The organism is Citrobacter sp. Awk 4 (assembly GCF_028069725.1).
Classification (GTDB): Bacteria; Pseudomonadota; Gammaproteobacteria; order Enterobacterales; family Enterobacteriaceae; genus Citrobacter_D.
In genome coordinates this window covers 35,786-61,812 of record NZ_JANEWG010000018.1, presented here as the reverse complement: position 1 = coordinate 61,812, position 26,027 = coordinate 35,786, and the positions used below count along the sequence as shown (strand labels likewise).

The 26,027-nt window shown below is 53.8% G+C and carries 25 protein-coding genes; 18 read left to right on the top strand and 7 right to left on the bottom strand.

All coding sequences use genetic code 11. From position 1 onward, the window contains the following. The first annotated feature begins 143 nt into the window (after positions 1-143). Positions 144-1,817 carry a methyl-accepting chemotaxis protein gene (locus NNO04_RS09925; protein WP_271444513.1) on the top strand — a complete coding sequence of 558 codons (1,674 nt, stop codon included), beginning with the start codon at positions 144-146 and terminating at the stop codon, positions 1,815-1,817. A gap of 70 nt (positions 1,818-1,887) precedes the next feature. Here the strand turns inward: NNO04_RS09925 and NNO04_RS09920 are convergent, their stop codons facing one another. Continuing rightward, complete coding sequence (locus tag NNO04_RS09920; protein WP_271444512.1) at positions 1,888-2,811, bottom strand: LysR substrate-binding domain-containing protein; 924 nt, start codon at positions 2,809-2,811, stop codon at positions 1,888-1,890. Between the two features lie 299 nt (positions 2,812-3,110). On the opposite strand from NNO04_RS09920, the gene hglS reads away from it, so the two are divergent. From hglS to rimL, 5 genes are all read left to right on the top strand, one after another. Then, positions 3,111-4,454 (top strand): 2-oxoadipate dioxygenase/decarboxylase HglS, encoded by a 1,344-nt coding sequence (hglS, locus tag NNO04_RS09915; RefSeq protein ID WP_271444511.1) that lies wholly within the window; start codon positions 3,111-3,113, stop codon positions 4,452-4,454. A 48-nt stretch (positions 4,455-4,502) separates the two neighbouring features. Continuing rightward, entirely contained in the window at positions 4,503-6,011 is a 1,509-nt protein-coding gene (locus NNO04_RS09910; RefSeq protein WP_271444510.1) for a carboxylesterase/lipase family protein, read from the top strand. Positions 6,012-6,242: 231 nt separating this feature from the next. After that, positions 6,243-7,901 (top strand): glucan biosynthesis protein D, encoded by a 1,659-nt coding sequence (locus NNO04_RS09905; protein ID WP_271444509.1) that lies wholly within the window; start codon positions 6,243-6,245, stop codon positions 7,899-7,901. Positions 7,902-8,068: 167 nt separating this feature from the next. Then, entirely contained in the window at positions 8,069-8,287 is a 219-nt protein-coding gene (locus NNO04_RS09900) for a YdcH family protein (RefSeq protein WP_192612273.1), read from the top strand. A gap of 90 nt (positions 8,288-8,377) precedes the next feature. After that, complete coding sequence (rimL, locus tag NNO04_RS09895; RefSeq protein ID WP_271444508.1) at positions 8,378-8,923, top strand: 50S ribosomal protein L7/L12-serine acetyltransferase; 546 nt, start codon at positions 8,378-8,380, stop codon at positions 8,921-8,923. Here rimL and ydcK read toward each other — a convergent pair. Beyond that, on the bottom strand, positions 8,915-9,895 hold the full coding sequence (gene ydcK, locus NNO04_RS09890) for a YdcK family protein (protein ID WP_271444507.1): 981 nt from the start codon (positions 9,893-9,895) through the stop codon (positions 8,915-8,917). The two genes, rimL and ydcK, sit on opposite strands and share 9 nt — an antisense overlap. A 112-nt stretch (positions 9,896-10,007) precedes the next feature. Between ydcK and tehA the strand changes: the two genes are divergently transcribed. The 3 genes from tehA to NNO04_RS09875 all read left to right on the top strand — a co-directional run bounded on the left by tehA (position 10,008) and on the right by NNO04_RS09875 (position 12,450). Then, entirely contained in the window at positions 10,008-11,012 is a 1,005-nt protein-coding gene (tehA, locus tag NNO04_RS09885; RefSeq protein WP_271444506.1) for a dicarboxylate transporter/tellurite-resistance protein TehA, read from the top strand. Then, a complete protein-coding gene (gene tehB, locus NNO04_RS09880; protein WP_271444505.1) occupies positions 11,009-11,605 on the top strand; it encodes a tellurite resistance methyltransferase TehB in 597 nt (198 codons plus the stop codon). Before tehA ends, tehB begins: the two co-directional genes overlap by 4 nt. Positions 11,606-11,772: 167 nt before the next feature. Then, positions 11,773-12,450 (top strand): DUF3313 domain-containing protein, encoded by a 678-nt coding sequence (locus tag NNO04_RS09875; RefSeq protein ID WP_271444529.1) that lies wholly within the window; start codon positions 11,773-11,775, stop codon positions 12,448-12,450. Between the two features lie 117 nt (positions 12,451-12,567). On the opposite strand, the gene NNO04_RS09870 is transcribed toward NNO04_RS09875, so the two are convergent. Beyond that, on the bottom strand, positions 12,568-13,755 hold the full coding sequence (locus NNO04_RS09870) for a benzoate/H(+) symporter BenE family transporter (protein WP_333908989.1): 1,188 nt from the start codon (positions 13,753-13,755) through the stop codon (positions 12,568-12,570). A 72-nt stretch (positions 13,756-13,827) separates the two neighbouring features. Between NNO04_RS09870 and NNO04_RS09865 the strand changes: the two genes are divergently transcribed. Both NNO04_RS09865 and NNO04_RS09860 read left to right on the top strand, forming a co-directional pair. Then, a complete protein-coding gene (locus NNO04_RS09865) occupies positions 13,828-14,364 on the top strand; it encodes a helix-turn-helix domain-containing protein (protein WP_271444503.1) in 537 nt (178 codons plus the stop codon). A 78-nt stretch (positions 14,365-14,442) separates the two neighbouring features. Continuing rightward, entirely contained in the window at positions 14,443-16,404 is a 1,962-nt protein-coding gene (locus NNO04_RS09860; protein ID WP_271444502.1) for a peptidase U32 family protein, read from the top strand. 3 nt (positions 16,405-16,407) lie between these two features. On the opposite strand, the gene NNO04_RS09855 is transcribed toward NNO04_RS09860, so the two are convergent. From NNO04_RS09855 to NNO04_RS09840, 4 genes are all read right to left on the bottom strand, one after another. Beyond that, positions 16,408-16,638, bottom strand: a complete 231-nt coding sequence (locus NNO04_RS09855) for a DUF2554 family protein (RefSeq protein ID WP_271444528.1) — start codon at positions 16,636-16,638, stop codon at positions 16,408-16,410. A gap of 147 nt (positions 16,639-16,785) precedes the next feature. Continuing rightward, positions 16,786-16,914 carry a DUF2474 domain-containing protein gene (locus NNO04_RS09850; RefSeq protein WP_271444501.1) on the bottom strand — a complete coding sequence of 43 codons (129 nt, stop codon included), beginning with the start codon at positions 16,912-16,914 and terminating at the stop codon, positions 16,786-16,788. Further along, positions 16,914-17,924, bottom strand: coding sequence for a cytochrome d ubiquinol oxidase subunit II (gene cydB / locus NNO04_RS09845; RefSeq protein WP_271444500.1), 1,011 nt, complete (start codon positions 17,922-17,924; stop codon positions 16,914-16,916). Before cydB ends, NNO04_RS09850 begins: the two co-directional genes overlap by 1 nt. Beyond that, positions 17,924-19,327, bottom strand: coding sequence for a cytochrome ubiquinol oxidase subunit I (locus NNO04_RS09840; protein WP_271444499.1), 1,404 nt, complete (start codon positions 19,325-19,327; stop codon positions 17,924-17,926). Before NNO04_RS09840 ends, cydB begins: the two co-directional genes overlap by 1 nt. Positions 19,328-19,589: 262 nt before the next feature. Here NNO04_RS09840 and NNO04_RS09835 point away from each other — a divergent pair, with 262 nt between their 5' ends. The 7 genes from NNO04_RS09835 (at position 19,590) to NNO04_RS09805 (ending at position 26,010) form a co-directional block, all read left to right on the top strand. Continuing rightward, the gene (locus NNO04_RS09835) at positions 19,590-19,766 is read left to right on the top strand and encodes a type II toxin-antitoxin system HicA family toxin (protein ID WP_162382286.1); all 177 of its coding nucleotides are present in this window, start codon (positions 19,590-19,592) and stop codon (positions 19,764-19,766) included. Positions 19,767-19,813: 47 nt separating this feature from the next. Beyond that, on the top strand, positions 19,814-20,230 hold the full coding sequence (locus tag NNO04_RS09830) for a type II toxin-antitoxin system HicB family antitoxin (RefSeq protein WP_271444527.1): 417 nt from the start codon (positions 19,814-19,816) through the stop codon (positions 20,228-20,230). 115 nt (positions 20,231-20,345) lie between these two features. Next, entirely contained in the window at positions 20,346-21,755 is a 1,410-nt protein-coding gene (locus NNO04_RS09825) for an aminotransferase-like domain-containing protein (RefSeq protein ID WP_271444498.1), read from the top strand. 337 nt (positions 21,756-22,092) lie between these two features. After that, entirely contained in the window at positions 22,093-23,238 is a 1,146-nt protein-coding gene (gene ydcS / locus NNO04_RS09820) for a putative ABC transporter substrate-binding protein YdcS (protein ID WP_271444497.1), read from the top strand. A 17-nt stretch (positions 23,239-23,255) separates the two neighbouring features. Next, positions 23,256-24,269: an ABC transporter ATP-binding protein gene (locus NNO04_RS09815; RefSeq protein WP_271444496.1), complete on the top strand. Its 1,014-nt coding sequence runs from the start codon at positions 23,256-23,258 to the stop codon at positions 24,267-24,269. After that, positions 24,270-25,214 carry an ABC transporter permease gene (locus NNO04_RS09810; RefSeq protein ID WP_271444495.1) on the top strand — a complete coding sequence of 315 codons (945 nt, stop codon included), beginning with the start codon at positions 24,270-24,272 and terminating at the stop codon, positions 25,212-25,214. Next, positions 25,204-26,010 (top strand): ABC transporter permease, encoded by an 807-nt coding sequence (locus NNO04_RS09805; protein ID WP_271444494.1) that lies wholly within the window; start codon positions 25,204-25,206, stop codon positions 26,008-26,010. Before NNO04_RS09810 ends, NNO04_RS09805 begins: the two co-directional genes overlap by 11 nt. The last annotated feature ends 17 nt before the right edge of the window (positions 26,011-26,027 follow it).

Sequence of the window (26,027 nt, the reverse complement as noted above, 5' to 3'; positions counted from 1 at the left end):
GCACTTTCCTGAATTTTCCGGAATGAATTGTTCTGAAATGTGACGAGCATGGCGCTTTTCAGGGTAAGCAATTGTCGGGAGATGCCGATGATCCTCTCACGGGCGTGTTTTTTGCGCATTCACCTACAAGAGAGTCGACGGTCATGGACAATACATCATCGATGCAGGCACCGCATAAGCTGGGCTTTTTGCATCATATCCGGCTGGTTCCGCTGTTTTCCTCCATTCTCGGTGGCATCCTGCTTTTGTTCGCGCTCAGTTCGGGGCTGGCAGGCTATTTTCTGTTGCAGGCAGACTGCGACCTACGCGATGTAACGGATGAAATACAGGTGCGCATGGGACTATCCAGTAGTGCTGACCACCTGCGAACCGCACGTATCAGTCTGATCCATGCTGGCGCCGCCAGCCGTATAGCTGAAATGGCAGACATGAAAGCGAACATCAATGAGGCGGAAACACGCATCAAATTGGCGCAGGAGGGGTTTAACGCCTGGATGGCGCGAGCCGTGAAAACGCCCGCCGATGAAGCGCTGGATGACGCGTTGCGCGCCCGATTTACCGCCTATATCGACGGTTTGCAGCCGATGCTTAAATACGCCAAAAATGGCATGTTTGAAGCCATCATCAACCATGAAAACGAACAGGCTCGACCGCTGGACAGCGCGTATAACACCACCTTGCAACACGCGGTTGAACTGCGTGCTGAACGCGCAAACCGGCTGAGTGCTCAGGCGCACCAGCGCAGCCAACTGGGGCTGATGTTTATGATTGGCGCATTTGCGCTGGCGCTGGTCCTGACTTTGATGACGTTTATCGTGCTACGTCGCACCGTGATTCAGCCGTTGCAACGTGCTGCCCGACGTATCGAACAGATTGCCTCCGGTGATTTGACCCTACAGGATGATCTCGCCGGAGGCAGTGAAATTGGTCGCCTGAGCCGTCATCTGCAAAAAATGCAGCACGCGCTGGTGCGGACCGTTGGCACGGTCCGCCAGGGGACGGAAGAGATCTATCGCGGCACCAGTGAAATTTCGGCGGGTAACGCCGACCTCTCTTCACGTACGGAACAACAGGCGGCTGCGATAGAACAGACGGCCGCCAGCATGGAGGAGTTAACCGCGACCGTGAAACAAAATGCCGATAACGCGCATCATGCCAGCAAACTGGCGGAAGACGCCTCAGACAAAGCCAGTCGGGGCGGCCAGATGGTTTCTGGCGTGGTGAAAACGATGGGCAATATCTCCTCCAGTTCGAAGAAGATTTCCGAAATCACGGCGGTTATCAACAGTATTGCGTTCCAGACCAATATTCTGGCGTTGAATGCCGCCGTGGAGGCTGCACGCGCGGGTGAACAGGGGCGCGGATTTGCCGTGGTCGCCAGTGAAGTCCGCACCCTTGCCAGTCTCAGTGCGCAAGCGGCGAAAGAGATTGAAGGACTGATCAGCGAGTCGGTCAGGCTTACCGAGCAGGGGTCGGGCGAAGTGGTGGCGGCGGGCGAAACGATGACGGAGATTGTTGAGGCTGTTAAACGCGTTACCGATATTATGCTGAACATCGCCGCCGCTTCGGATGAACAGAGCCGCGGTATTGTGCAGGTCAGCCAGGCCATTTCAGAGATGGATAAAGTGACGCAGCAAAACGCGTCGCTGGTTGAAGAGGCGTCTGCTGCGGCCGCCTCTCTGGAGGCGCAGGCCGCCCGATTAACCGATGCCGTAGGGACGTTTCGTTTGCGCTCCGAAAGCCGGAGCAAAACCGCGCCGGGGGCGTATTCACCGCAACCCGCCACACCAAATGTCGATAACTGGGAAACGTTCTAAGCAACAGGCCGGGGTTGACCCGGCCTGACTTTCTGCTAATGACGGGCCGGGTGACGGCAACGCGAAGGGGTCAGAGAGGCATGGATTTGCGAATCGTTGAAATCAGCGTTTGCGCCGCAGAGGAAAGGGTCGTATCGACCCGGGTGAGGATCCCGATAGGTTCACCGGCCCCCTGAGACGGAATTGGCAGCGACACCAGCGTCGCCTGACGTAAATCGTCCCTGACTGCGCCGGAAGGCACGAACCAAACGTAGTCATAATCGACGGTAAGCTGACGAGAAAGTGACGCTGAAAGTGTCTCAATGCAGCCGGAAGGCATTTTACAACCCTGGCTTTGCAGTAAGGCTTCTGCATTTTGCCGGGGGACGGTGCCTTTAGGGGAGACAACGACCGGCCAGTCCGTTACGCGACTCAGCGTCACCGTTTCCTGCAACAACGGGTGGTTGGGGCGCACAACCAGTTTCAGAGATTCGAGAAACAATAATTCATAATTGAGTCCGCTCATCAATTCCGGGTCGGACATTCGGCCAATCCCCAGATCGATCTCTCCCGATTTCAAACCCGCCAGTAGCATGGGATTGTTCATGGTCGCCACTTGCAGGGTCGTCTCTTTTTGTTGCTGATGAAATTGTCCAATCACAGCGGGGAGGATCCCCAGCGCGGCGGTAGGTAGGGCGCCAATGCGCACCACATCATGGTTGATACCTTCTTTGCGGTTCAGCGCCTGTCCTGCCGTGTTTAGCGCATCAAGCACTTTCACTGCATGGGTAAGAAACTGTTCGCCAGGCAGCGTGAGTTGCGCGCCGAGGCGTCCACGATCAAAAAGACGGGTTCCGGTCAATTGCTCCAGCTCGTTAAGCGTTTTGGAGAGCGCCGGTTGACTCAAGTTGAGGGTTTCAGCCGCGCGCCCCAGTGTTCCCTGTTGGGCGACGGCTACGAAAGTATGAAGGTGGCGCAAGCGAATGCGCTGACTGAACAAACCATTTTTTTCCATAATAGATGTTAAAAACAGAGCAGTGTTGGTGACAAGTAAAGTTGTTTGTTTTTGATAACCTGCTAGCAAATTATTATTAACATTTAAAGCATTTGAGTTACAACTGTTTTGTTTTGCTTATGTTTTGTACCGTTCTGCGATGTGCTTACCGACCTGGCGCATGTCGGCCATCTGAGGAGGAGGGGGTAAACGCGGGGGGTAGGGACGAATTCAGGCGAGATCACACTTCGTAAATTCTTCCCCCCAGAGTGAATAGCGTTCTCTACACTCCAGGTAATATTCACTGGAGGCATGACATTATGGCGAACACCATCACGGCAGATGAGATTCGGGAACACTTTTCGCAGGCAATGTCAGCAATGTACCAGCAGGAAGTGCCGCAATACGGTACATTGCTGGAACTTGTCGCTGACGTGAATCTGTCGGTACTGGAAAATAATCCGACGCTACATGAAAAACTGGCCAATGCCGATGAACTGGCGCGGCTAAACGTGGAGCGTCACGGCGCGATTCGGGTAGGAACCGCGCAGGAGCTTTCCACGCTGCGCAGGATGTTCGCCATTATGGGGATGTATCCTGTGAGCTATTACGATCTTTCCCAGGCGGGCGTCCCTGTGCATTCCACCGCCTTTCGCCCCATTGATGATGCTTCACTTTCCCGCAATCCTTTCCGCGTCTTTACTTCGTTGTTACGACTCGAGCTTATCGAGAACGAAGGTCTCAGAAAGCGAGCGGCAGAGATCCTGGCGAAGCGCGATATTTTTACCCCGCGTTGCCATGAACTGTTGGATGAATTTGACGCACAGGGCAGTTTTACCCTTGCTCAGGCGCGAGAGTTTGTTCAGGAAGCGCTGGAGACTTTTCGCTGGCATCGCCATGCCACGGTCGATGAGGCGACATACCATGCGTTGCACAATGAACACCGCCTGATTGCTGACGTGGTATGTTTCCCCGGTTGCCATATTAATCACCTGACGCCGCGTACGCTGGACATCGATAGGGTGCAATCCATGATGCCGGAGTGCGGAATCGAACCCAAAGTTTTGATTGAAGGCCCGCCGCGCCGCGACGTGCCGATTCTGTTGCGCCAGACCAGTTTTAAAGCGCTGGAAGAGCCGGTGCTGTTTGCCGGTGAAATGCAGGGAACTCATTCGGCGAGGTTTGGTGAAATCGAACAGCGCGGCGTGGCGCTGACGCCAAAAGGCCGGGCGCTGTATGACACGCTGCTGCAACAGGCCGGGACCGGTAAAGATAATCTCACGCACCAACTCCATTTGCAGGACGTGTTCAAATCCTTTCCCGACAGCGAATTTCTCCTGCGCCAGCAAGGACTGGCCTGGTTTCGCTATCGCCTGACGCCATCGGGCGAGGCGCATCGTCAGGCGATCCATGCGGGAGATGACCCGCAACCGCTTATCGAGCGTGGGTGGGTGGTGGCGCAACCCATTACCTATGAAGATTTTCTGCCGGTGAGCGCGGCGGGAATTTTTCAGTCAAATCTCGGCAATGAAACCCAGGCACGCAGCCACGGTAATGCCAGCCGTGACGCCTTCGAGCAGGCATTAGGTTGTCCGGTCTATGATGAGTTTGTGTTGTACCAGGAGGCGGAAGAACGCAGCAAGCGGCGTTGCGGCCTGCTCTGAACGCGGTATCCTGTTGGGATGTGAAAGACGTAGTATCAGGATATTGTTATGAAAATCCCTTCCCTCCCGCTGGCGGAAACGCAGCAGGGTAACCTTATGGGTGTCGCGCAAGGCGGCATCCATCTCTGGCGTGGGATCCCTTATGCGGCGGCGCCGACAGGCGAACTGCGCTGGCGTGCGCCGCAACCTGCGCCTGCGTGGCAGGGCGTCCGGCAGGCGCACGCATTTTCCTGTGCAAGCTGGCAGGATATTGAATATTGCAAAGCGCTTGGCGGCGGCGATCCGGGGCGTTTTTCGGAAGATTGCCTCTATTTGAATATCTGGTCCCCGGCGACGCGTACCCGGCCATTACCTGTCATGGTGTGGCTGCACGGTGGGGGTTACACCATCGGTTCCGGGTGTCTGCCGCCTTACGATGGCGAAGCGCTGGCAAAACGAGAGGTGGTGGTCGTCACGCTCAATTACCGCCTCGGTCATCTCGGCTTTTTTGCGCATCCGGCGCTGGAGGGCGAAGAGGGCGAATGCCTGAACAATTTTGCCTTGCTTGACCAGATTGCGGCGCTTCGTTGGGTGCAGGACAACATCGCCGCGTTCGGGGGCGATACGCAGAATGTCACTTTGTTTGGTGAATCCGCTGGCGCGCGCAGCGTCCTCTCATTAATGGCCTCACCGCGTGCCAAAGGGCTATTTCACAAGGCAATGATTCAGAGCGGGTATACGCTGCCCGATACGCCACGCGAAAGTGCGCTTGAAAAGGGCGTCGCCGTGGCCGCGCACTTTGGTCTGCAAAACGCCACCGCCGAACAGTTACGGGCGATTCCGGCCCATGCTTTTTGGTCGCTCGGCGCGCCGTTGAAAATAGCACCGACGCCTATCTCTGGCGATGCGGTGCTCCCGGAACCGATGCTCGATGTCTTTTTTGCGGGAAAACAGCATCCCATGCCGGTACTGATTGGCTCAAACAGCGATGAAGCCAGCGTGATGGCGGTGTTTGGCGTCGATCTCGCCGGGCAAATCGAAAAGTTACGCCGGGAGCGCCGACTCGGATTAGGATTGATCAAGCTGTTGTATCCCGGCGTCAAAGGAGATGAAGAACTGGGACGCCAGGTGTGCCGGGATATGGCGTTTACTACTCTCGGATATGTGGTTATGCAAGCGCAGCAGCGGGTCGGCGAGCCCTGCTGGCGATACTGGTTCGATTATGTCGCGGAAAGCGAGCATGCCACTTATGCCAAAGGGGCATGGCACGGCAATGAAGTGCCATATGTTTTTGATACGCTGATGCTGGCGGAACCGTCGCGCTATTATGCCAATGAAAACGATCGGGCGTTTGCATCGCAGGTGGCGGATTATTGGGTCAGCTTCGCCCATCACGCCAGTCGTACCTGTGATGTTTTGCACGGCCCGGTACGCTGGCCTGCCGCAATTCAGGGACGCGATCGCCTGTTGCGCATTGGCCTGAACAAATTTGCCGGTTTTAAGGTGGAAAACCGTTTTATGCGGGCGCGGATGTCACTGTTTAAGCGGGTGATGAAACACCATGTCAGCCTGGATTAACGCCGATTAACATGTTTCAACCCTGTAATAACCCTGTGCTAACTTTACATTGGAATCAGTCTGTTCCGATCGACATAAAATATTTTCATTTTTGTACAGATTATCGGCGGGCAACAATTGGATTATTAATCGATTTTGTCTAGAGTGAGCGCTCAGAAACGTGCACTCTCTTGCCGCTGTTACATACCAGCGCGGGACCATTCACACGACCAGAAGGACTCACTTTCAGGTATGGATCGTAGACGATTTATTCAAGGTTCAATGGCAATGGCCGCCGTGTGCGGTACCAGTGGTATTGCATCTCTCTTTTCTCGCGCTGCCTTTGCGGCCGAATCCGACATTGCCGATGGTCAAACCGTCCGTTTTGACTTCTCTGTTCTGCAATCCATGGCGCACGACCTGGCCGAGAAACCGTGGGGCGGCGCGACTCGCGCACTGCCGAATACGCTGGCGAATCTGACGCCGCAGGCGTACAACAGCATCCAGTATGATGCCGAACAGTCGCTGTGGAATAACGTTGAAGGCCGCGAGCTCGATGTGCAGTTCTTCCATGTCGGGATGGGATTCCGTCGTCGCGTGCGGATGTTCTCCGTGGATGCAGGAACGCATCAGGCGCGTGAGATCCACTTCCGCCCGGAACTGTTCAAATACAACGATGCAGGCGTCGACACAAAACAACTGGAAGGGCAGACCGACCTTGGGTTTGCCGGTTTCCGCGCGTTTAAGGCACCGGAACTGGCGCGTCGCGACATTGTGTCGTTCCTCGGTGCCAGCTATTTCCGTGCCGTTGATGACACCTACCAGTACGGTTTGTCTGCGCGCGGTCTGGCGGTTGATACCTACGCGGATAAGAAAGAAGAGTTTCCTGATTTCACGGCGTTCTGGTTTGAAACCGCGAAGCCGGGCGACACCACGTTTACGGTGTACGCGCTGTTAGACAGCCCAAGCGTCACAGGCGCCTATAAGTTTGTGATCCATTGCGAGAAGACGCAGGTGATCATGGATGTGGAAAATCACATCTATGCCCGTAAAGACATTCAGCAACTGGGCATTGCGCCAATGACCAGTATGTTCAGCTGCGGTAATAACGAACGCCGTATGTGCGACACCATTCACCCGCAGATTCACGATTCCGATCGCCTGGCGATGTGGCGCGGCAACGGTGAATGGGTTTGTCGTCCGCTGAATAATCCGCAAAAACTGCAGTTCAACGCTTATACCGACAACAACCCGAGAGGGTTTGGTCTGTTGCAGCTTGATCGTGATTTTACCCACTATCAGGACATCATGGGTTGGTATAACAAACGCCCAAGCCTGTGGGTCGAGCCGCGCAATCAATGGGGCAAGGGCACGATTGGCCTGATGGAGATCCCGACTACCGGGGAAACGCTGGATAACATCGTCTGCTTCTGGCAACCGGAGAAAGCGATTAAAGCCGGTGACGAACTGGCGTTCAAATATCGTTTGTACTGGAGCGCGCAACCGCCTGTACGTTCGCCGCTGGCGCGCGTGATGGCAACCCGCACCGGTATGGGCGGCTTCCCGGAAGGTTGGGCGCCGGGTGAGCATTACCCGGAGAAATGGTGTCGTCGCTTTGCCATTGATTTTGTCGGCGGTGACCTGAAAGCCGCGGCACCGAAAGGCATCGAACCGGTGATCACGCTTTCCAGCGGTGAAGCAAAACAAGTCGAAATTCTCTATGTTGAACCTTTCGACGGGTATCGCATTCAGTTTGACTGGTATCCCACCTCGGACTCTACCGACCCGGTGGATATGCGCCTGTTCCTGCGCTGTCAGGGTGATGCAATCAGTGAAACCTGGCTATATCACTATTTCCCGCCAGCCCCAGACAAACGCAAGTATGTCGACGATCGCATCATGCGCGAGTAACGTTTATCACGGCTCTTCCTGACGGGAAGAGCCGTTTTTACATTTCCTGCCGTTGACGTCTGTACACGATTTAAACTCGATCCCGTTCGCAGTATTCCCTGTGTTAATTGCGTAAGCTGGCTGTGTGTATTTCCCATACACATTTTTGCCACTCACAGGGAGAGCGTATGTTTCCAGAGTACAGAGATCTCATTTCCCGACTGAAAACCGAGAATCCTCGCTTTCTGTCCTTGTTTGAAAAACACAATAAACTTGATCACGAGATTGCCCGGCTGGAAGGTTCTGATGGCCGTGGATACAATTTGGATATTGTTCGCCTGAAGAAACAGAAACTCCTGTTGAAGGACGATCTGCTTAAAATGTTGCAAAAAGAAAGCGTTGAATAACGCATGTACAAAAAGGGCTTCACCTGCGGTGAGGCCCTTCATCTGATATTATTCTGGCCATCTTAATTTTCAATGTGGAAATGGCCTGAAATGTCCGACATCATCACTCTCGACGACTCCTTACAACTGCGGGCGGTAGACGAAAGTCATGTGACACCGCTGCACCAGTTAATCCTCAAAAATAAAGCGTGGCTGCAACAATCGCTGGACTGGCCGCAATTCGTCAATTCAGAAGAGGACACCCGCAAAACCGTACTGGGCAACATGATGTTGCATCAGCGCGGCTACGCCAAAATGTACCTTATTTTTAATCATGACGATGTTGTGGGCGTTATTTCGTTTAATGCAATCGAACCGCTTAATAAAACGGCCTATATCGGTTACTGGCTGGATGAAGAAAATCAGGGGCAGGGGATCCTTTCGCGGGCGCTGCAGGGCGTAATCCATTTTTATGCGCAGCGTGGCGAGATCCGACGCTTTGTCATCAAATGCCGTGTCGATAACGCCAGAAGCAACCGCGTGGCTCTCCACAATGGCTTCACGCTGGAAGGCTGTATGAAACAGGCTGAGTTTCTCAACGGCGATTATCACGACGTCAATATGTACGCCCGTATTATTGATACTGTTTCACAGTAAACCCGCTAAGGGAGTACGCGTAATATGCTGCTCACCGTTAATGGTCTTCGGCCCGCGCAGGTGAATACTGTCGCCATCAAAGGCTTCCACCGTCGCCCGGTCGCTGATTTCAACACGGTGTTCTATCAATACTTCGCCCATCACACGGGTGTCGCCCTCGATTAAAACATGATCATCGAGCAAAATGGGCCCGCCGCTCAGATGGGCGCGCCCGCCGACCAGCACGTGATGTTTCAACACACAATTCCCTTCCACGGTCGCGTGTTCGGCCACCTGCGAGCTGTAGCGCAGGGTGGGTATGGCATCCTCGTGAGTACCGGCAATGATACGGGCGTGACCGTACACTTTCGCGCAATCGCAAATCCAGACATTGTTTTCGGCATTGCCTTCGATCAGCGCAAAATCAAACACTTCAGCACGGTGTTCGATAAATGCCTCATTGACGATCGCATCCCCATAGATTTGCGCCTGATGCACTACCCGCGAGCGACTTACCGTGGCGCGGTCATAGATTTGCAATATCAGGTCATTAGCGCGCGTTAACCCAATCGCGGCGATAATTTCGGACTGATGCAAAACACGCGCATCGCCAAAGAGGTGACAAATACCGCGAACCACGGAATGCTGAATGGTGACATTGTCACTTATTCGGGCGCCATGACTGATTTCTGCCTGGTCTATCCAGGTGTTGTCACCGATTTGCGCGTCCTCTTTGATCACACAATGCTGGGTAATTCGGGCATTCCCGGAAATCCGCGCTCCGGCAAAAGCAAGACTATTTTCATCGTAGATCCAGCAGTGACCTTCCTGCGCGAGAACGGAATCCGCGTCCACCCAGCCACCTGGCGTGCCCGCCTTGACGTCGTTAAAGTCTTGCAGCGCGATGATTTGGCGCAGGAGGACGCTTTTTTTACTGCCATTCTCCTGAAAACTAAAAGATCGCTGTTCTTCACTCAAACGATATTTGGTCATGGGTTATTTCCACTCAGTCGCTTAAGATAACCGTAGCAAATATTTCGGCTCTGGATAAACATAGCGAAATTTCATAAAATGCATTTCAAATATAATTTATAAATTAAACGAAATGAGTAATAAAAAACAGAACGACCGGGTGCTCAATCTTCCTGCGGGATACTTTGGCATGGTCCTGGGCACCATCGGTATGGGCTTCGCATGGCGATATGCAAGTCAGATTTGGCCTGTAAGCCACTGGATAGGCGATGGTCTGGTGATACTGGCGATGATCATCTGGGGATTGCTGACGCTTGCGTTTCTCAGTCGCCTGGTGCGCTTTCCCCACAGTGTGCTGGCCGAAGTGCGCCATCCGGTGATGAGCAGCTTTGTGAGCCTGTTCCCCGCGACGACCATGCTGGTCGCCATTGGCTTTGTGCCCTGGTGTCGTCCGTTATCGGTTGTGTTATTCAGTATTGGCGTCGTCATTCAGTTAACTTACGCCGCGTGGCAAACAGCCGGATTGTGGCGGGGCTCACATCCGGAAGAAGCCACGACACCGGGTTTGTATTTGCCGACGGTGGCGAACAACTTTATCAGCGCGATGGCCTGCGGTGCGCTCGGTTTCAATGATGCCGGTCTGGTCTTTTTAGGTGCCGGTGTGTTCTCGTGGCTGAGCCTGGAGCCGGTTATTTTGCAGCGTCTGCGCAGCGCCGGAGAGTTGCCAACAATGTTGCGCACCTCTCTTGGCATTCAGTTAGCGCCCGCGCTGGTGGCCTGTAGCGCCTGGCTGAGTGTCAACGGTGGCGAAGGCGATATTCTGGCGAAAATGCTGTTTGGCTACGGTTTGTTGCAACTGCTTTTTATGTTGCGGTTAATGCCGTGGTATCTGTCGCAACCGTTTAATGCCTCGTTCTGGAGTTTCTCGTTCGGCGTTTCTGCGCTGGCTACCACAGGATTGCATCTGGGGAATGGCTCGCCGACAGGGTTTTTCCATACTTTGTCGATCCCACTGTTTATTTTCACCAATTTTATCATTGCGTTATTGCTGGTACGTACGGTTGCTTTACTGATGCAGGGAAGACTGCTGATTCGCGCCGAACGTGCAACATTACAAAAATCTGAGGATAAAAAATGACCCTTCGCGACGAAAATTACTTTACTGAAAAATACGATCTCACCCGCACCCATTCTGAAGTGTTAGAGGCCGTTAAGGTTGTCAAACCTGGAAAAACACTGGATCTGGGCTGTGGCAATGGCCGCAATAGCCTTTATCTGGCGGCCAACGGTTTCGACGTGACGGCATGGGATAAAAACCCGATGAGTATCGCCAACGTGACACGCATTAAAGCGGCGGAAGGGCTGGAAAACGTGCATGAGAAGGTTGTCGATCTCAATACGCTGAGTTTTGACGGCGAGTATGATTTTATTCTTTCTACCGTGGTGTTGATGTTCCTTGAAGCAAACACCATTCCGGGATTGATTGCGAATATGCAGCGCTGCACAAAACCGGGAGGCTATAACCTGATCGTGGCGGCGATGGATACGGAAGATTTCCCGTGTACCGTAGATTTCCCCTTTACCTTTAAAGAGGGTGAATTGCGCGATTATTATGAAGGCTGGGAACTGCTGAAATACAACGAAGATGTCGGAGAATTACATCGTACGGATGCTAATGGCAACCGAATTAAATTACGTTTTGCGACAATACTGGCGCGTAAAAACGGGTAATTCCGATTGCCAGACGATGATTGTCATCTGCGCTGCGTTCGGAATTCGTTGTTTTAGCGAACGCAGATATAAAATTTGTGCAGGTGATACCATTTTTGGTACATCGTATTTATTTTCTCTTTGCTATTATTTCGGATGCATATCTTCAAAAACTAAGGGATCGTTTCATGCGTGCTCAAACTTTAATAAAAGTTGCAGTGCTTACTGGTTTACTGGCGTTGTCGGGCTGTGCGTCAAAAATCACTCAGCCAGAGAAATACTCGGGTTTTTTAAAAGACTATTCTGGTCTTAAGGAAACAAAATCTGCTACGGGGCATCCTGTTTTACGTTGGGTCGATCCTGGCTTTAAACAATCAAATTATGACAACATTGTTTATAATCCGATTACCTATTACCCGGTACCTAAGCCAAGCACTCAGATTGGACAGCAAGTACTGGATAAACTGCTGAGCTATACCAACACCAAAATGAAAACGGCTCTCGGACAGCGTAAACCGCTGGTCGCAACCGCAGGTCCTCGCACTCTGATTTTCCGCGGTGCGATCACTGGTGTGGATACCAGCAAAGAAGGACTGCAATTCTATGAAGTGGTTCCTGTAGCGTTAGTGGTTGCAGGTACGCAGATGGCGACTGGCCATCGTGACATGGACACCCACCTCTACTTTGAAGGCGAGCTGATCGACGCGGCAACCAACAAGCCGGTGATTAAAGTTGTGCGTCAGGGTGAAGGTAAAGACCTGAACAACGAAAAAACGCAAATGACGTTCGAAGCGTTGAAGCAAGTTGTTGACGACATGGCGACCGATGCGACCATGTTTGATGTCAATAAAACAGGTCAAAAATAAGCACATTGCGCCATCTTCGGATGGCGCAATTTTTTGTCTCCCACTCTTCGCTTGCTCGCCCTCGTATCGGTTTTTTGCTTCGTAAATCCTTTCAGCCATCGTTTAAAACCGTCTCAGCTATGCGCGACGCGCCAGGCCTAACGCGCTGTAGCAAACTCCTCCGGCAATGAGCCCCCAGAATGCGGCGCCGATCCCCAGCAACGTCACTCCGCTTGCTGTTACCAGAAATGTAACGACAGCGGCATCGCGTTCCGTCACGCTGTTCAGCGCCTGATACAGACTTCCACCAATGGTGCCTAACAGGGCAAGTCCGGCCAGCATCTGAATCCAGGTGACGGGAAGGGCGGCCATCAGGCTGGTGACAGATCCACCAAACACGCCGGCCAGCAGATAAAATACTCCCGCCGATGCCGCCGCCATCCAGCGACGTTTGGCGTCCGGATGTGCTTCCGGGCTTTGGCAAATCGCCGCCGTAATGGCGGCAATACAAATGGAAAAGACGCCAAAGGGGGAGAAAAGCAGCGCCAGAAGTCCGGTGAAAATGATCAGCGGCGAGACCGGCAACGCATAACCCGAGGCTTTCATGGTGGCGATGCCGGGAGCATTTTGCGACGCCATCGTGACCAGAAACAGCGGTAGCGCCACGCTAAGGCTGTGCGCAAAGGAAAACTGTGGGGCGGTAAATGCAGGGAACACCGGCGATAATTGAATACTTTGCGTGACAACGTCACCTTTCAGCAACGCAATCACCATTCCCGCCAGCATCGCGGCGATGATGGCGTAGCGCGGCGCGATGATTTTCATCACCAGCCAGGCGATAAACATACTGGCGCACAGTAAAAACTCACCGTCAAAGCGGTTAAAAGCCTGCAACCCAAAGCGCAGCAGGATCCCAGCCAGCATTGCCGCTGCGAGAGAGTGTGGAATTATCTGCATTAACCTGGCAAACAGTCCGGTAACCCCACACAGGACAATCAACAGATTGGCGACAATGAAAACGCCAACCGCCTCCTGAAGCGTCAATCCCTGTAGTCCGGTGACCAACAACGCCGCGCCTGGGGTCGACCATGCGGTCAGCACTGGCGCGCGATACCACAACGTTAACGCGAGGGTACTGACGCCCATGGCGACGCCGAGCGCCGTCATCCACCCGGCGATTTGACCGGTGGTTGCACCGGCGGCAATTGCCGCTTGCCAGATGATGGCAGCGGAACTCGCATAGCCCACCAGAACGGCGACAAATCCAGACAACACCGTAGGCAGAGGAACAGAAAACGAACGCATGGGCACCTTCTTGTGCGTTATAGCGGTCGTTCACTGTAACATTTGTGCGTTATAGCGTACAAGTGGTACGCTGACTCTTTACAGGAGGATAAAATGGATAATCTGACTCACTATTTGGCCACCACCCTGAAAACGCTACGTCAGCAGCGTGAATGGAGTCTGTCGCGTCTGGCCGAGGCGACGGGCGTCTCAAAAGCCATGCTTGGGCAAATAGAACGCAATGAGTCCAGTCCCACGGTGGCGACGTTATGGAAGATAGCGACGGGATTGAACGTGCCGTTTTCAACCTTTATTACGCCACCGGAATCCGTGACACCGCCTGCATTTGATCCACAACAGCAAGCGATGGTGGTCACACCGCTGTTTCCCTGGGATCCCGAGCTCTGTTTTGACCATTTTTCCATTCTGTTGGCGCCCGGCGCGCTCAGTGAATCAACCCCGCATGAACACGGCGTGATCGAACATGTGGTGGTCATTTCAGGTCAGCTGGACATGTGCATCAACGGTGAATGGAAAACGCTACAGGCCGGAGAAGGCGTGCGTTTTGCCGGGGATGTTGCCCACGCGTATCGCAACAGCAGCGGGCAAACCGCGCACTTTCATTCACTCATTCATTACCCACAGGGTTAAACGGGAAAAGTATTCCGTAAATCGGCGCTTCTGACTACAATAGCCGCCATTTCGCTGTTATCGGATGGTAATCACTGTATGCGCCAGCAACCTCATCACCTCGAATTGTTAAGCCCGGCCCGCGACACGGCCATCGCCCGTGAAGCGATTTTGCATGGCGCGGATGCCGTCTATATCGGTGGCCCCGGCTTTGGCGCGCGTCATAACGCCAGTAACAGCCTGAAAGATATTGCGGAACTGGTGCCTTTCGCTCACCGTTATGGGGCGAAGATCTTTGTGACGCTCAATACCATTTTGCATGATGATGAGCTGGAACCCGCACAGCGGTTGATTACCGATCTGTATCAGACTGGTGTGGACGCGCTGATTGTACAGGACATGGGGATTCTGGAACTGGATATCCCGCCCATTGAACTGCATGCCAGTACCCAGTGCGATATTCGCAGCGTTGAGAAAGCGAAGTTTCTTGCTGATGTTGGATTTACCCAGATCGTGCTGGCGCGCGAACTGAGTCTGAGCCAGATTCAGGCGATCCATCAGGCGACCGACGCCACCATTGAGTTCTTTGTCCACGGTGCGCTGTGTGTGGCCTATTCCGGGCAGTGTTATATCTCTCATGCGCAGACCGGACGTAGCGCCAACCGTGGCGATTGTTCCCAGGCCTGCCGACTGCCGTATACCCTCAAAGACGATCAGGGTCGTGTCGTGTCGTATGAAAAACACCTGTTATCAATGAAAGATAATGACCAGACGGCCAATCTGGGGGCGTTGATTGACGCCGGTGTGCGTTCCTTCAAAATTGAAGGGCGCTACAAAGACATGAGCTACGTGAAGAACATCACCGCCCATTATCGGCAAATGCTGGATGCGATTATCGACGATCGTAGCGACCTGGCCCGGGCATCAGCGGGACGCACTGAACATTTCTTTATTCCCTCGACGGACAAAACATTCCACCGCGGCAGCACCGATTACTTTGTGAATGACCGTAAAGGCGACATCGGCGCTTTTGATTCACCGAAATTTATTGGTCTTCCGGTCGGTGAAGTTCTGAAAGTGGCGAAAGATTATCTCGACGTGGAAGTCACGGAACCGCTGGCAAACGGTGACGGATTAAATGTGCTGATTAAGCGTGACGTGGTTGGATTTCGCGCCAATACCGTTGAAAAAACGGGACAGAATCGTTATCGCGTCTGGCCAAACGAGATGCCTGCGGATCTGCACAAAGTGCGCCCACATCACCCGCTCAATCGCAACCTTGATCACAACTGGCAGCAGGCATTAACGAAAACCTCCAGCGAGCGCCGCGTGGCGGTTGATATTGAACTGGGGGGCTGGCAGGAACAACTGCTCCTGACGCTGACCAGCGAAGAGGGCGTCAGCATTACGCACAGTCTGGACGGTCAGTTCGACGACGCTAACAATGCTGAAAAAGCGCTGAACAACTTAAAAGACGGTTTAGCCAAACTGGGGCAGACGATGTACTACGCCCGTGATATTCAGGTGAATCTGCCCGGTGCGCTGTTTGTGCCGAACAGCGTGCTTAACCAGTTCCGGCGGGAAGCGACAGAAATGCTGGACGCCGCACGTCTCGCCAGCTATCAGCGCGGTCGCCGTAAACCGGTGGCGGAGCCCGCGCCGGTATATCCGGAAAGCCATCTCAGCTTTCTGGCAAACGTCTACAACCACAAGGCGCGAGAGTTTTACCATCGCTATGGCGTACAACTGATTGATTCTGCATATGAAGCGCATGAGGAAAAAGGTGACGTACCGGTGATGATCACCAAACACTGTCTGCGTTTTGCGTTTAACCTGTGCCCGAAACAGGCGAAAGGTAATATCAAGAGCTGGAAAGCCACGCCGATGCAACTGGTCCACGGCGATGAAGTGCTGACGCTGAAGTTTGATTGTCGTCCCTGTGAAATGCATGTCATCGGCAAGATCAAAAATCATATTCTGAAAATGCCGTTGCCGGGGAGTGTGGTGGCGTCGGTCAGTCCGGATGAACTGATGAAAACGCTGCCGAAACGTAAAGGCTAAGTGTTAGCGAAAATGGGTTTCAGGCTTGCGTGATTTTTGCCAGTAGTGGTGTTCGCGCAAGCCTTCCGCAGACTCTTCCGCCGCGGTACGAAGTTCATCGCTGTCCGCTTCATGGCGAAGCTGATGATCCACATTCTTTACCCACAAAAATGTGTGCCCTTTGTGTCCCGCCATCAACTGACCCGAAAACAGCGCGCAGGTCAGTAACATCACTGATAACGCTTTCGTAAACATCATGCCACCGCCTGATTACCTTTTGCGGCTATCATGCCCATGCTTTCGTCGGGTTATTATTCAACAATTCAAATTTGCGAAAAGACTTTGTCAGTGCGTGCTGAAGAAAGGCATGTGCCGGGAGCAAAGCTGCCCCCGGCACACAGACTAATGCGCTTTAAACCCGGCCGCCGCCATCAAAACGCGAAAGAACATGCCCACGGCGGCCAGCGCCAGTACGCTGCCTCCCCACAAGACAACCAACCACATCAACCGCTTCCAGACTGAGTGTTCCATCAATGATACCCCTCGCCATGTTGAACTTTTCCACGAAAAACGTAATAGCTCCAGAAGGTGTAAACCAGGATGACAGGGATAATCAGCAGCGCGCCAACCAACATAAAGCCCTGACTTTGCGCGGGAGCCGCCGCCTGCCATAGGGTGATAGAAGGCGGAATAATGTGCGGCCAAATACTGATCCCCAGGCCACTGAAGCCGAGGAAAATCAGCCCTAATGTCAGGATAAACGGCAGCGCATGGCTCTCAGGCTGGTTCAGCGATCGCCACAGCCACAGGCTGCACAGCCCAACGAGGACAGGCACGGGCAGCAGGAACCACAAATTCGGCAGGCTAAACCAGCGTGCGGCAATGTCACTGTGCGCCAGCGGCGTCCAGAGGCTGATGATGGCAATCACCAGCAATAACGCCATTAACCACTTTTTCGCCGCCGCCCGCATTTTATCCTGCAAGGGATTCTCGCTCTTCATGACCAGCCAGGTGGCGCCCAGCAACGCGTAGGCTACGACCAGTCCGGCACCGCAAAAGAGGGTAAACGGCGTCAGCCAGTCGAACGGACCGCCGCTGTAGCTGCGTCCGGTGACGGAAAAACCGTTGATCACCGCGCCGACAACAACCCCCTGCGAAAAGGTCGCGAGTATCGAACCGCCCAGAAAGGCGTTATCCCAGAAAGGGCGGTGCGCAGGCGTGGCCTTGAAACGAAATTCAAAAGCGACGCCGCGAAAGATTAATCCCATTAGCATCAGCGTAAGCGGGATGGTCAGCGCATCGACTATCACCGCATAAGCCAGCGGAAACGCACCGAATAATCCCGCGCCGCCCAGCACCAGCCAGGTTTCATTGCCATCCCAGACCGGGGCGACGCTGTTTACCATCACATCGCGATCATCGGCATCACGGGTGGCGGGAAACAGGATGCCAATCCCTAAATCGAAGCCGTCCATCACGATATACATCAGCGTGGCGAACACGATGATAACAAACCAAATTACTGATAAATCAATACCCATTAGCGATGTGCCTCTTGTTGAGAATCGAGGACAGCAGCAGAAAGCGGCCGTGCAGGCGTACCGGTTGGCGCAGGTGTGGGATCATCTTCCTGCGGTCCTTTGCGGATAAGGCGGATCATGTAGCTATAACCGACGCCAAACACGGAACTGTAGACCACAAAGAAACCCAGCAGACTGATGCTCATGTGCAGATCGCCGTGGGCGGAGACGGCATCAGCGGTGCGTTGCAGGCCATATACCACCCAGGGCTGGCGACCGACTTCGGTGGTGACCCATCCGGCAAGAATGGCTACCAATCCTGAGGGGCCCATCCATAACGCGAAGCGCAGGAACGGTCGCGAAGTGTACAGCCGCTCTTTGTAGCGCAGCCATAGCGCGATGGCACCCAACAGAATCATCAACATACCGAGGCCAGCCATTATGCGAAACGACCAGAACACCAGGGTTGAATTTGGACGATCCTGTTTTGCAAACTCTTTCAGCGCGGGGACCTGTTTATCCAGACTGTGCGTGAGGATCAGGCTACCCAGCGCGGGAATCGCCAGCCCGTAGCGGGTGCGTTCCTGCTCCATATCCGGCCAGCCAAACAGAAGAAGTGGCGTGGGCTTGCCGGGAGGATTCTCCCAGTGACCTTCAATGGCGGCAATTTTCGCCGGTTGATGCTTCAGGGTGTTCAGCCCGTGCATATCGCCGATCACCGCCTGGAGAGGTGCAACGATTAAGAGCATCCACAGCGCCATGGAAAACATCGCGCGGATGGCGGGCGTGTTATTGCCGCGCAACAGGTGCCAGGCCGCAGAGGCACCCACGAACAACGCGCTGCTCAGGAATGCCGCCACGGACATATGTAACAGACGCCAGGGGAACGAGGGGTTGAAAATCACGGCAAACCAGTCGACCGGCACGACCTGGCCGTTGACGATTTCATACCCTTGCGGTGTCTGCATCCAACTGTTTGAAGCGAGGATCCAGAAGGTTGAGATAATGGTGCCCAGCGCCACCATGCAGGTAGAAAAAAAGTGCAGTCCGGGGCCCACTTTGTGCCAGCCAAACAGCATCACCCCGAGGAATCCTGCCTCCAGGAAGAAGGCGGTCAGTACCTCATAGGTGAGTAATGGGCCGGTAATACTGCCCGCAAACTCAGAAAAACCGCTCCAGTTGGTGCCAAACTGGTAGGCCATCACCAGGCCCGAGACGACCCCCATACCAAAGTTAACGGCAAAAATTTTTGACCAAAAATGGTACAGCGAACGCCAGGTGGGGTTTTTCGTTTTCAGCCAAAGACCTTCCAGTACCGCCAGGTAACTGGCGAGCCCAATGGTGATCGCGGGGAAAATAATGTGGAAAGAAACCGTAAACGCGAACTGAATCCGCGCCAGGTGAAACGCATCAAGACCGAACATGCCTAACTCCACAGAAAAAATTGATTCAGCGCAATTTTAAGCGTCCGGCATGTTCAGTGGCAGAAACAGAACCCGCTTATTTAACCATAACAGTTGCACGCTGTTATGTGTTGGGGCTGATGAACGCGATTCTGGAATCCGCGTTCCCGTTTTTAAATGTCGCGGATACCGGATGAACAAAAGCGTGATATAGATGCTAAAAAAAAGAGGCAGGTAAACATAAACGTTTACTTTGTGGTTATAATACACCGTTGGGGGCGCAGTGAAGCAAAGCGAATTAAGACGCTGGCTTGAATCTCAGGGCGTTGAAGTAACAAATGGTACCAACCATTTGAAACTGAGATATCACGGGAAACGCAGCGTCATGCCCAGACATCCCGGCGATGAGATAAAAGAACCGTTGCGTAAAGCCATACTTAAGCAACTGGGTTTGCGTTGATCATCACGGATAAAGAGGTTGACCACATGCGAGAGTCTCAAATCATTATGCGCTATCCCGTCAATTTAACGCCTGCGCCAGAAGGCGGTTATGTTGTCTCGTTCCCGGACATCCCGGAGGCATTAACACAGGGTGATACACGTCAGGAGTCTTTAGAGGCGGCCTTTGATGCGCTGATGACCGCGTTAGAATTTTATTTTGAGGACAATGAATCGATACCGCAGCCTTCAGTGCGTTGCGATGCAGATGCTTACATAGACGTCCCGTTAAGCGTGACCTCTAAGATTTTGTTACTCAACGCATTTCTGGAATCTCACATCACGCAGCAGGAGTTGGCAACGCGGATTGGTAAGCCAAAACAAGAAATTACCCGGCTCTTTGATTTACGCCATTCGACGAAAATTGATACCGTCCAGGCTGCGGCCAAAGCGCTGGGGAAAGAACTGAAACTGACGCTCGTGTGACTGGCAAGCGGGTATCAGGTTTTGAGCTAAATTGTTCATAACAGTTATCAAAAATAAGGTGATTATGTAAACTGATATACACTGCGTTTATCCCTGTCCGCGTTCAGGAAGAGAAATGAAAAAATATCAGCGACTGGCCGAACAGATCCGCGATCAAATCGCCTCCGGCGTGTGGCAGCCAGGCGACCGTTTACCGTCATTGCGAGAGCAGGTTGCCAGTAGCGGCATGAGCTTTATGACGGTGGGGCACGCTTATCAGTTGCTGGAAAGTCAGGGGCGCATTATTGCCCGCCCGCAATCGGGCTACTACGTTGCGCCGCGTCCGGTGCGCCAGCCTGTTGTGCCGCCTGCGCAGGTCATGCGCGATGAAGCGGTGGACATCAATACCTATATTTTTGAGATGTTACAGGCCAGCCGGGACGCTTCCGTTATGCCGTTTGCCTCGGCGTTTCCCGACCCGCGATTATTTCCGCTACAACAGCTTAACCGATCGCTCGCCCAGGTCAGCAAGACCGCCACGGCGATGAGCGTTATTGAAAACCTGCCGCCGGGGAATGCCGAGTTGCGCCATGCAATTGCGCGCCGTTATGCCCAGCAGGGCATTACCGTCTCTCCCGATGAAATCGTGATCACCGCCGGGGCGCTGGAGGCGTTAAACCTCAGTCTGCAAGCCGTGACCGAACCTGGTGATTGGGTGATTGTTGAAAATCCGTGTTTCTACGGCGCATTGCAGGCGTTAGAACGATTACGCCTGAAAGCGTTGTCGGTGGCGACCGATGTTAAAGAGGGCATTGATTTAGCGGCGCTGGAACAGGCATTACAGGAGTACCCGGTGAAAGCGTGCTGGCTGATGACCAACAGCCAAAACCCGCTCGGATTCACGCTCAGCCCGGAGAAAAAGGCGCGACTGGTCGCGCTGCTGGAAACGTACAACGTGATGCTGATAGAAGATGATGTCTACAGCGAACTCTATTTTGGCCGTGAAAAACCCTTGCCTGCCAAAGCCTGGGACCGCAGCGACAGGGTGCTACATTGCTCGTCGTTTTCGAAATGTCTGGTGCCAGGATTTCGCATCGGCTGGGTTGCGGCAGGTCAGCACGCCCGGCAAATCCAGCGGTTGCAACTGATGAGTACGCTTTCCACCAGTTCGCCGATGCAACTGGCGTTGGTGGATTATCTCGCAACCCGCCGTTATGACGCCCACTTACGCCGTTTACGTCGCCAGCTTGCCGAGCGCAAGCAGCAGGCCTGGCAAACGCTGCTCCGTCATCTTCCGGCAGAAGTCAAAATTCATCATAACGACAGTGGCTATTTTCTCTGGCTGGAGCTGCCTGATGCGCTGGACGCCGGGACGTTGAGCGCGCAAGCGCTGGCGCATCACATCAGTATCGCCCCTGGAAAAATGTTTTCTACCGCAGACACATGGACTCGCTTCTTTCGTTTTAATACCGCCTGGCCGTGGGGAGAAAGAGAAGAGCAGGCGGTGAAACAACTCGGAAATCTGATTCGCGGAATGCTGAAATAAATTCTCTGGCGCTATTGTTTTTATTTGAATAGCGCCTGAGCTTTTTCAAAATAGTTATTCATGACCAATTGTTAATCCCATTACTATTAACGTCTTGCCCGTCATAGGAAATTTGAATAGCCTGCTGTATTTTTCCGCTTCGCCCTAACTCCTTGTCTATACTCCAGAAGATTTAGCATTGCTGCTGCAATCCGCAGCGTAATGCGCGTTAGCTCACAACCTGATTAAATTTCCTTGCCCCGACAGGTGCGCTTCAAAGCCGCCGACTATTTTTAGGAAAGGACATATATTTACGGCAAGGCTGCCGCTCAATATTTTGCGACAGGAGTAAGACGTTATGAGCAAGAAATTTGCCCGCAGCAGCCTGTGTGCGCTCGGTATGACCTTGATGACCGCACACGCCGCCGAACCACCTACCTCATTAGACAAACCGGAAGGTCGTCTGGATATTATCGCCTGGCCTGGTTACATCGAACGGGGTCAAACTGATAAACAGTACGATTGGGTCACCCAGTTTGAAAAAGAGACGGGCTGTGCGGTCAATGTGAAAACGGCCGCAACGTCAGATGAGATGGTGAGCCTGATGGCAAAAGGGGGCTACGATCTGGTGACCGCCTCGGGGGATGCGTCACTGCGACTGATTATGGGCAAACGCGTGCAACCGATTAACACAGCGTTGATCCCCAACTGGAAAGAGGTCGACCCACGCGTCGTGAAAGGCGAGTGGTTTAACGTCGACGGCAAGGTTTACGGCACGCCATATCAGTGGGGGCCTAACCTGTTGATGTACAACACCAAAACCTTCCCAACCCCGCCGGACAGTTGGGGCGTTGTGTTTGTTAAACAAGATCTCCCGGATGGTAAAACAAACCAGGGACGCGTCCAGGCCTACGATGGCCCAATCTATCTTGCGGATGCCGCGTTATACCTGAAAGCGACCCAACCGAAGTTGGGCATCACCGACCCCTACCAGTTAAATGAAAGACAGTACCAGGCCGTACTCGAAGTGCTGCGTACCCAGCACGGTTTGATCCATCGCTACTGGCACGATACCACCGTGCAAATGAGTGATTTCAAAAATGAAGGTGTGGTTGCCTCCGGTGCCTGGCCTTATCAGGCGAATGCGCTGAAAGCCGAAGGTCAGCCTATCGCCACGGTCTTTCCAAAAGAGGGGGTGACCGGCTGGGCCGATACCACCATGTTGCACAGCGAGGCTAAACACCCGGTTTGTGCCTATAAGTGGATGAACTGGTCGCTGACGCCGAAAGTGCAGGGCGATGTCGCCGCCTGGTTTGGCTCACTGCCCGTGGTGCCAAATGGTTGTAAAGCCAGCCCGCTGTTGGGTGAAAAAGGGTGTGAAACCAACGGCTACAACTTCTTCGACAAAATCGCTTTCTGGAAAACCCCAATCGCGGAAGGCGGCAAATTCGTGCCTTACAGCCGTTGGACGCAGGATTATATTGCCATTATGGGCGGTCGCTAATTCCTCTGGGGTGATTTATGACGTACGCAGTGGAATTTGAGAACGTCTCACGCCTGTACGGTGACGTACGGGCGGTGGATGGCGTCAGTATTGCGATTAATGACGGTGAGTTTTTTTCGATGCTGGGGCCTTCCGGCTCCGGCAAAACAACCTGCTTACGCTTGATTGCGGGCTTTGAGCAGCTCTCCGGCGGTGAAATTAAAATTTTTGGTCAGCACGCCAGCGAACTGCCGCCCTGGGAGCGGGACGTCAACACCGTCTTCCAGGATTACGCGCTGTTCCCGCATATGTCGATTCTCGACAACGTCGCGTATGGTCTGATGGTCAAAGGCGTTGCGAAAAAACAGCGTTATGCGCAGGCCCAGGAGGCGCTGGAAAAAGTCGCCCTCGGTTTTGTTCATGGACGTAAACCTTCGCAACTTTCCGGCGGTCAACGCCAGCGTGTGGCGATTGCCCGGGCGCTGGTCAATGAGCCGCGGGTGCTCCTGCTGGATGAACCGCTGGGTGCGCTCGATCTCAAATTGCGCGAGCAGATGCAGCTGGAGTTGAAAAAACTGCAGCAGTCGCTCGGCATTACCTTCATCTTTGTCACGCACGATCAGGGTGAGGCGCTGTCAATGTCGGATCGCGTGGCGGTGTTCAATAATGGCCGTATCGAGCAGGTTGACTCTCCCCATGAACTCTATATGCGACCGCGTACGCCGTTTGTGGCGGGGTTTGTCGGCACATCAAACGTGTTTGATGCGGCGATGGCCTCCCGTGTTTGCGGTCTTGCCGGAACGTACTCGCTGCGCCCGGAGCATATTCGGTTAAACGTGCCGGGGGAAGTGCAGACGGCGGGGGTGATTCAGGCGGTGCAGTATCAGGGGGCGGCGACCCGCTTTGAGCTGAAACTGAGCGGTGGTGAAAAGCTGCTGGTCAGTCAGGCCAACCTGACGGGGGAAAGTCTGCCTTCCGCGCTGTCACCAGGACAAAACGTGATGGCCTCATGGTCACGCAATGTCATGGTACCGTTGATTGAGGAGAGGTAAATGGCAATGAGCGTATTACATTCGCCCTCCCCACCAAAACGCCTGAGTAAAATCTCCGGATTTTTCTGGCGCAACCCAGGGCTTGGGCTGTTCCTGCTGTTGTTGGGACCCTTGATGTGGTTTGGTATCGTCTATTTTGGGTCTTTACTGACGTTGCTGTGGCAAGGGTTCTATACCTTTGACGATTTTACCATGTCAGTCACGCCCGACCTGACGCTGGCCAACCTGCAGGCGCTGTTTAATCCCGCCAACTACGACATCATTTTGCGAACGCTGACAATGGCGGTGGCGGTGACAATCGCCAGTGCGATTCTGGCGTTCCCGATGGCGTGGTTTATGGCGCGTTACACGCGCGGCAAGATGAAAGCCTTTTTCTACATCGCGGTCATGCTGCCGATGTGGGCCAGTTACATTGTCAAAGCGTATGCCTGGACATTGTTGTTGGCAAAAGACGGCGTGGCGCAGTGGTTCCTGACCCATATGGGGCTGGAACCACTGCTGATGTCATTTCTGACGCTACCCGGCGTCGGCGGCAACACGCTATCAACCTCCGGTTTTGGCCGTTTTCTGGTGTTTGTCTATATCTGGCTGCCGTTCATGATCCTTCCTGTTCAGGCCGCGCTGGAACGTTTACCGCCGTCACTACTACAGGCGTCAGCGGATCTGGGCGCGCGCCCAGGACAAACCTTTCGCTACGTGGTGCTACCGCTGGCCATTCCGGGGATTGCAGCAGGGTCGATCTTTACCTTTTCGCTGACCCTGGGTGATTTTATCGTGCCGCAACTGGTGGGGCCGCCCGGCTATTTCATCGGCAACATGGTCTATTCGCAACAAGGGGCGATCGGCAATATGCCGATGGCGGCGGCATTCACGCTGGTGCCGATGGTCTTGATCGCACTGTATCTGGCGTTCGTGAAACGCCTGGGAGCGTTCAATGCACTCTGAACGCGCACCTTTTCTCCTCAAACTGGCCGCCTGGGGCGGGGTGATTTTTCTTCATTTCCCGATACTGATTATCGCCACCTATGCGTTTAACACCGAAGATGCGGCGTTTAGTTTCCCGCCTCAGGGGCTGACGCTTCGTTGGTTTAGCGTCGCGGCGCAGCGCAGCGATATTCTCGAGTCTGTGACGTTGTCACTGAAAATCGCCGCGTTATCCACCGGGATCGCTCTGGTGCTGGGAACGCTGGCGGCGGCAGCGCTCTGGCGTCGTGACTTCTTCGGTAAGAATGCGATCTCATTGCTGCTGTTGTTGCCGATTGCGCTACCGGGAATTATCACCGGTCTGGCCTTACTGACGGCATTTAAGACCATCAATCTGGAGCCGGGCTTTTTCACCATTGTGGTGGGGCATGCGACGTTTTGCGTGGTGGTGGTTTTTAACAACGTGATTGCCCGTTTCAGACGTACCTCCTGGAGTCTGGTGGAAGCGTCAATGGATCTGGGGGCGAATGGCTGGCAAACCTTCCGCTACGTGGTGCTGCCCAATTTAGGGTCTGCGCTGCTGGCGGGCGGCATGCTGGCCTTTGCGCTCTCCTTTGATGAGATCATCGTCACCACATTCACAGCCGGGCATGAACGGACGCTGCCGCTGTGGCTGCTCAATCAACTGGGACGACCGCGCGATGTCCCGGTGACAAACGTGGTGGCATTGCTGGTGATGATGGTGACAACGATTCCGATTTTAGGTGCCTGGTGGCTAACACGTGAAGGCGACTCGCTCGCCGAAAACGGTAAATAAACGACAATATGGGAAAA

Bases quoted from the DNA above. Each gene is read 5' to 3' on its own strand.
- NNO04_RS09925 (WP_271444513.1), top strand. From the start codon at position 144: ATGGACAATACATCATCGATGCAGGCACCGCATAAGCTGGGCTTTTTG.
- NNO04_RS09920 (WP_271444512.1), bottom strand. From the start codon at position 2,811: ATGGAAAAAAATGGTTTGTTCAGTCAGCGCATTCGCTTGCGCCACCTT.
- hglS (WP_271444511.1), top strand. From the start codon at position 3,111: ATGGCGAACACCATCACGGCAGATGAGATTCGGGAACACTTTTCGCAG.
- NNO04_RS09910 (WP_271444510.1), top strand. From the start codon at position 4,503: ATGAAAATCCCTTCCCTCCCGCTGGCGGAAACGCAGCAGGGTAACCTT.
- NNO04_RS09905 (WP_271444509.1), top strand. From the start codon at position 6,243: ATGGATCGTAGACGATTTATTCAAGGTTCAATGGCAATGGCCGCCGTG.
- NNO04_RS09900 (WP_192612273.1), top strand. From the start codon at position 8,069: ATGTTTCCAGAGTACAGAGATCTCATTTCCCGACTGAAAACCGAGAAT.
- rimL (WP_271444508.1), top strand. From the start codon at position 8,378: ATGTCCGACATCATCACTCTCGACGACTCCTTACAACTGCGGGCGGTA.
- ydcK (WP_271444507.1), bottom strand. From the start codon at position 9,895: ATGACCAAATATCGTTTGAGTGAAGAACAGCGATCTTTTAGTTTTCAG.
- tehA (WP_271444506.1), top strand. From the start codon at position 10,008: ATGAGTAATAAAAAACAGAACGACCGGGTGCTCAATCTTCCTGCGGGA.
- tehB (WP_271444505.1), top strand. From the start codon at position 11,009: ATGACCCTTCGCGACGAAAATTACTTTACTGAAAAATACGATCTCACC.
- NNO04_RS09875 (WP_271444529.1), top strand. From the start codon at position 11,773: ATGCGTGCTCAAACTTTAATAAAAGTTGCAGTGCTTACTGGTTTACTG.
- NNO04_RS09865 (WP_271444503.1), top strand. From the start codon at position 13,828: ATGGATAATCTGACTCACTATTTGGCCACCACCCTGAAAACGCTACGT.
- NNO04_RS09860 (WP_271444502.1), top strand. From the start codon at position 14,443: ATGCGCCAGCAACCTCATCACCTCGAATTGTTAAGCCCGGCCCGCGAC.
- NNO04_RS09855 (WP_271444528.1), bottom strand. From the start codon at position 16,638: ATGTTTACGAAAGCGTTATCAGTGATGTTACTGACCTGCGCGCTGTTT.
- NNO04_RS09850 (WP_271444501.1), bottom strand. From the start codon at position 16,914: ATGGAACACTCAGTCTGGAAGCGGTTGATGTGGTTGGTTGTCTTGTGG.
- cydB (WP_271444500.1), bottom strand. From the start codon at position 17,924: ATGGGTATTGATTTATCAGTAATTTGGTTTGTTATCATCGTGTTCGCC.
- NNO04_RS09840 (WP_271444499.1), bottom strand. From the start codon at position 19,327: ATGTTCGGTCTTGATGCGTTTCACCTGGCGCGGATTCAGTTCGCGTTT.
- NNO04_RS09830 (WP_271444527.1), top strand. From the start codon at position 19,814: ATGCGCTATCCCGTCAATTTAACGCCTGCGCCAGAAGGCGGTTATGTT.
- NNO04_RS09825 (WP_271444498.1), top strand. From the start codon at position 20,346: ATGAAAAAATATCAGCGACTGGCCGAACAGATCCGCGATCAAATCGCC.
- ydcS (WP_271444497.1), top strand. From the start codon at position 22,093: ATGAGCAAGAAATTTGCCCGCAGCAGCCTGTGTGCGCTCGGTATGACC.
- NNO04_RS09815 (WP_271444496.1), top strand. From the start codon at position 23,256: ATGACGTACGCAGTGGAATTTGAGAACGTCTCACGCCTGTACGGTGAC.
- NNO04_RS09810 (WP_271444495.1), top strand. From the start codon at position 24,270: ATGGCAATGAGCGTATTACATTCGCCCTCCCCACCAAAACGCCTGAGT.
- NNO04_RS09805 (WP_271444494.1), top strand. From the start codon at position 25,204: ATGCACTCTGAACGCGCACCTTTTCTCCTCAAACTGGCCGCCTGGGGC.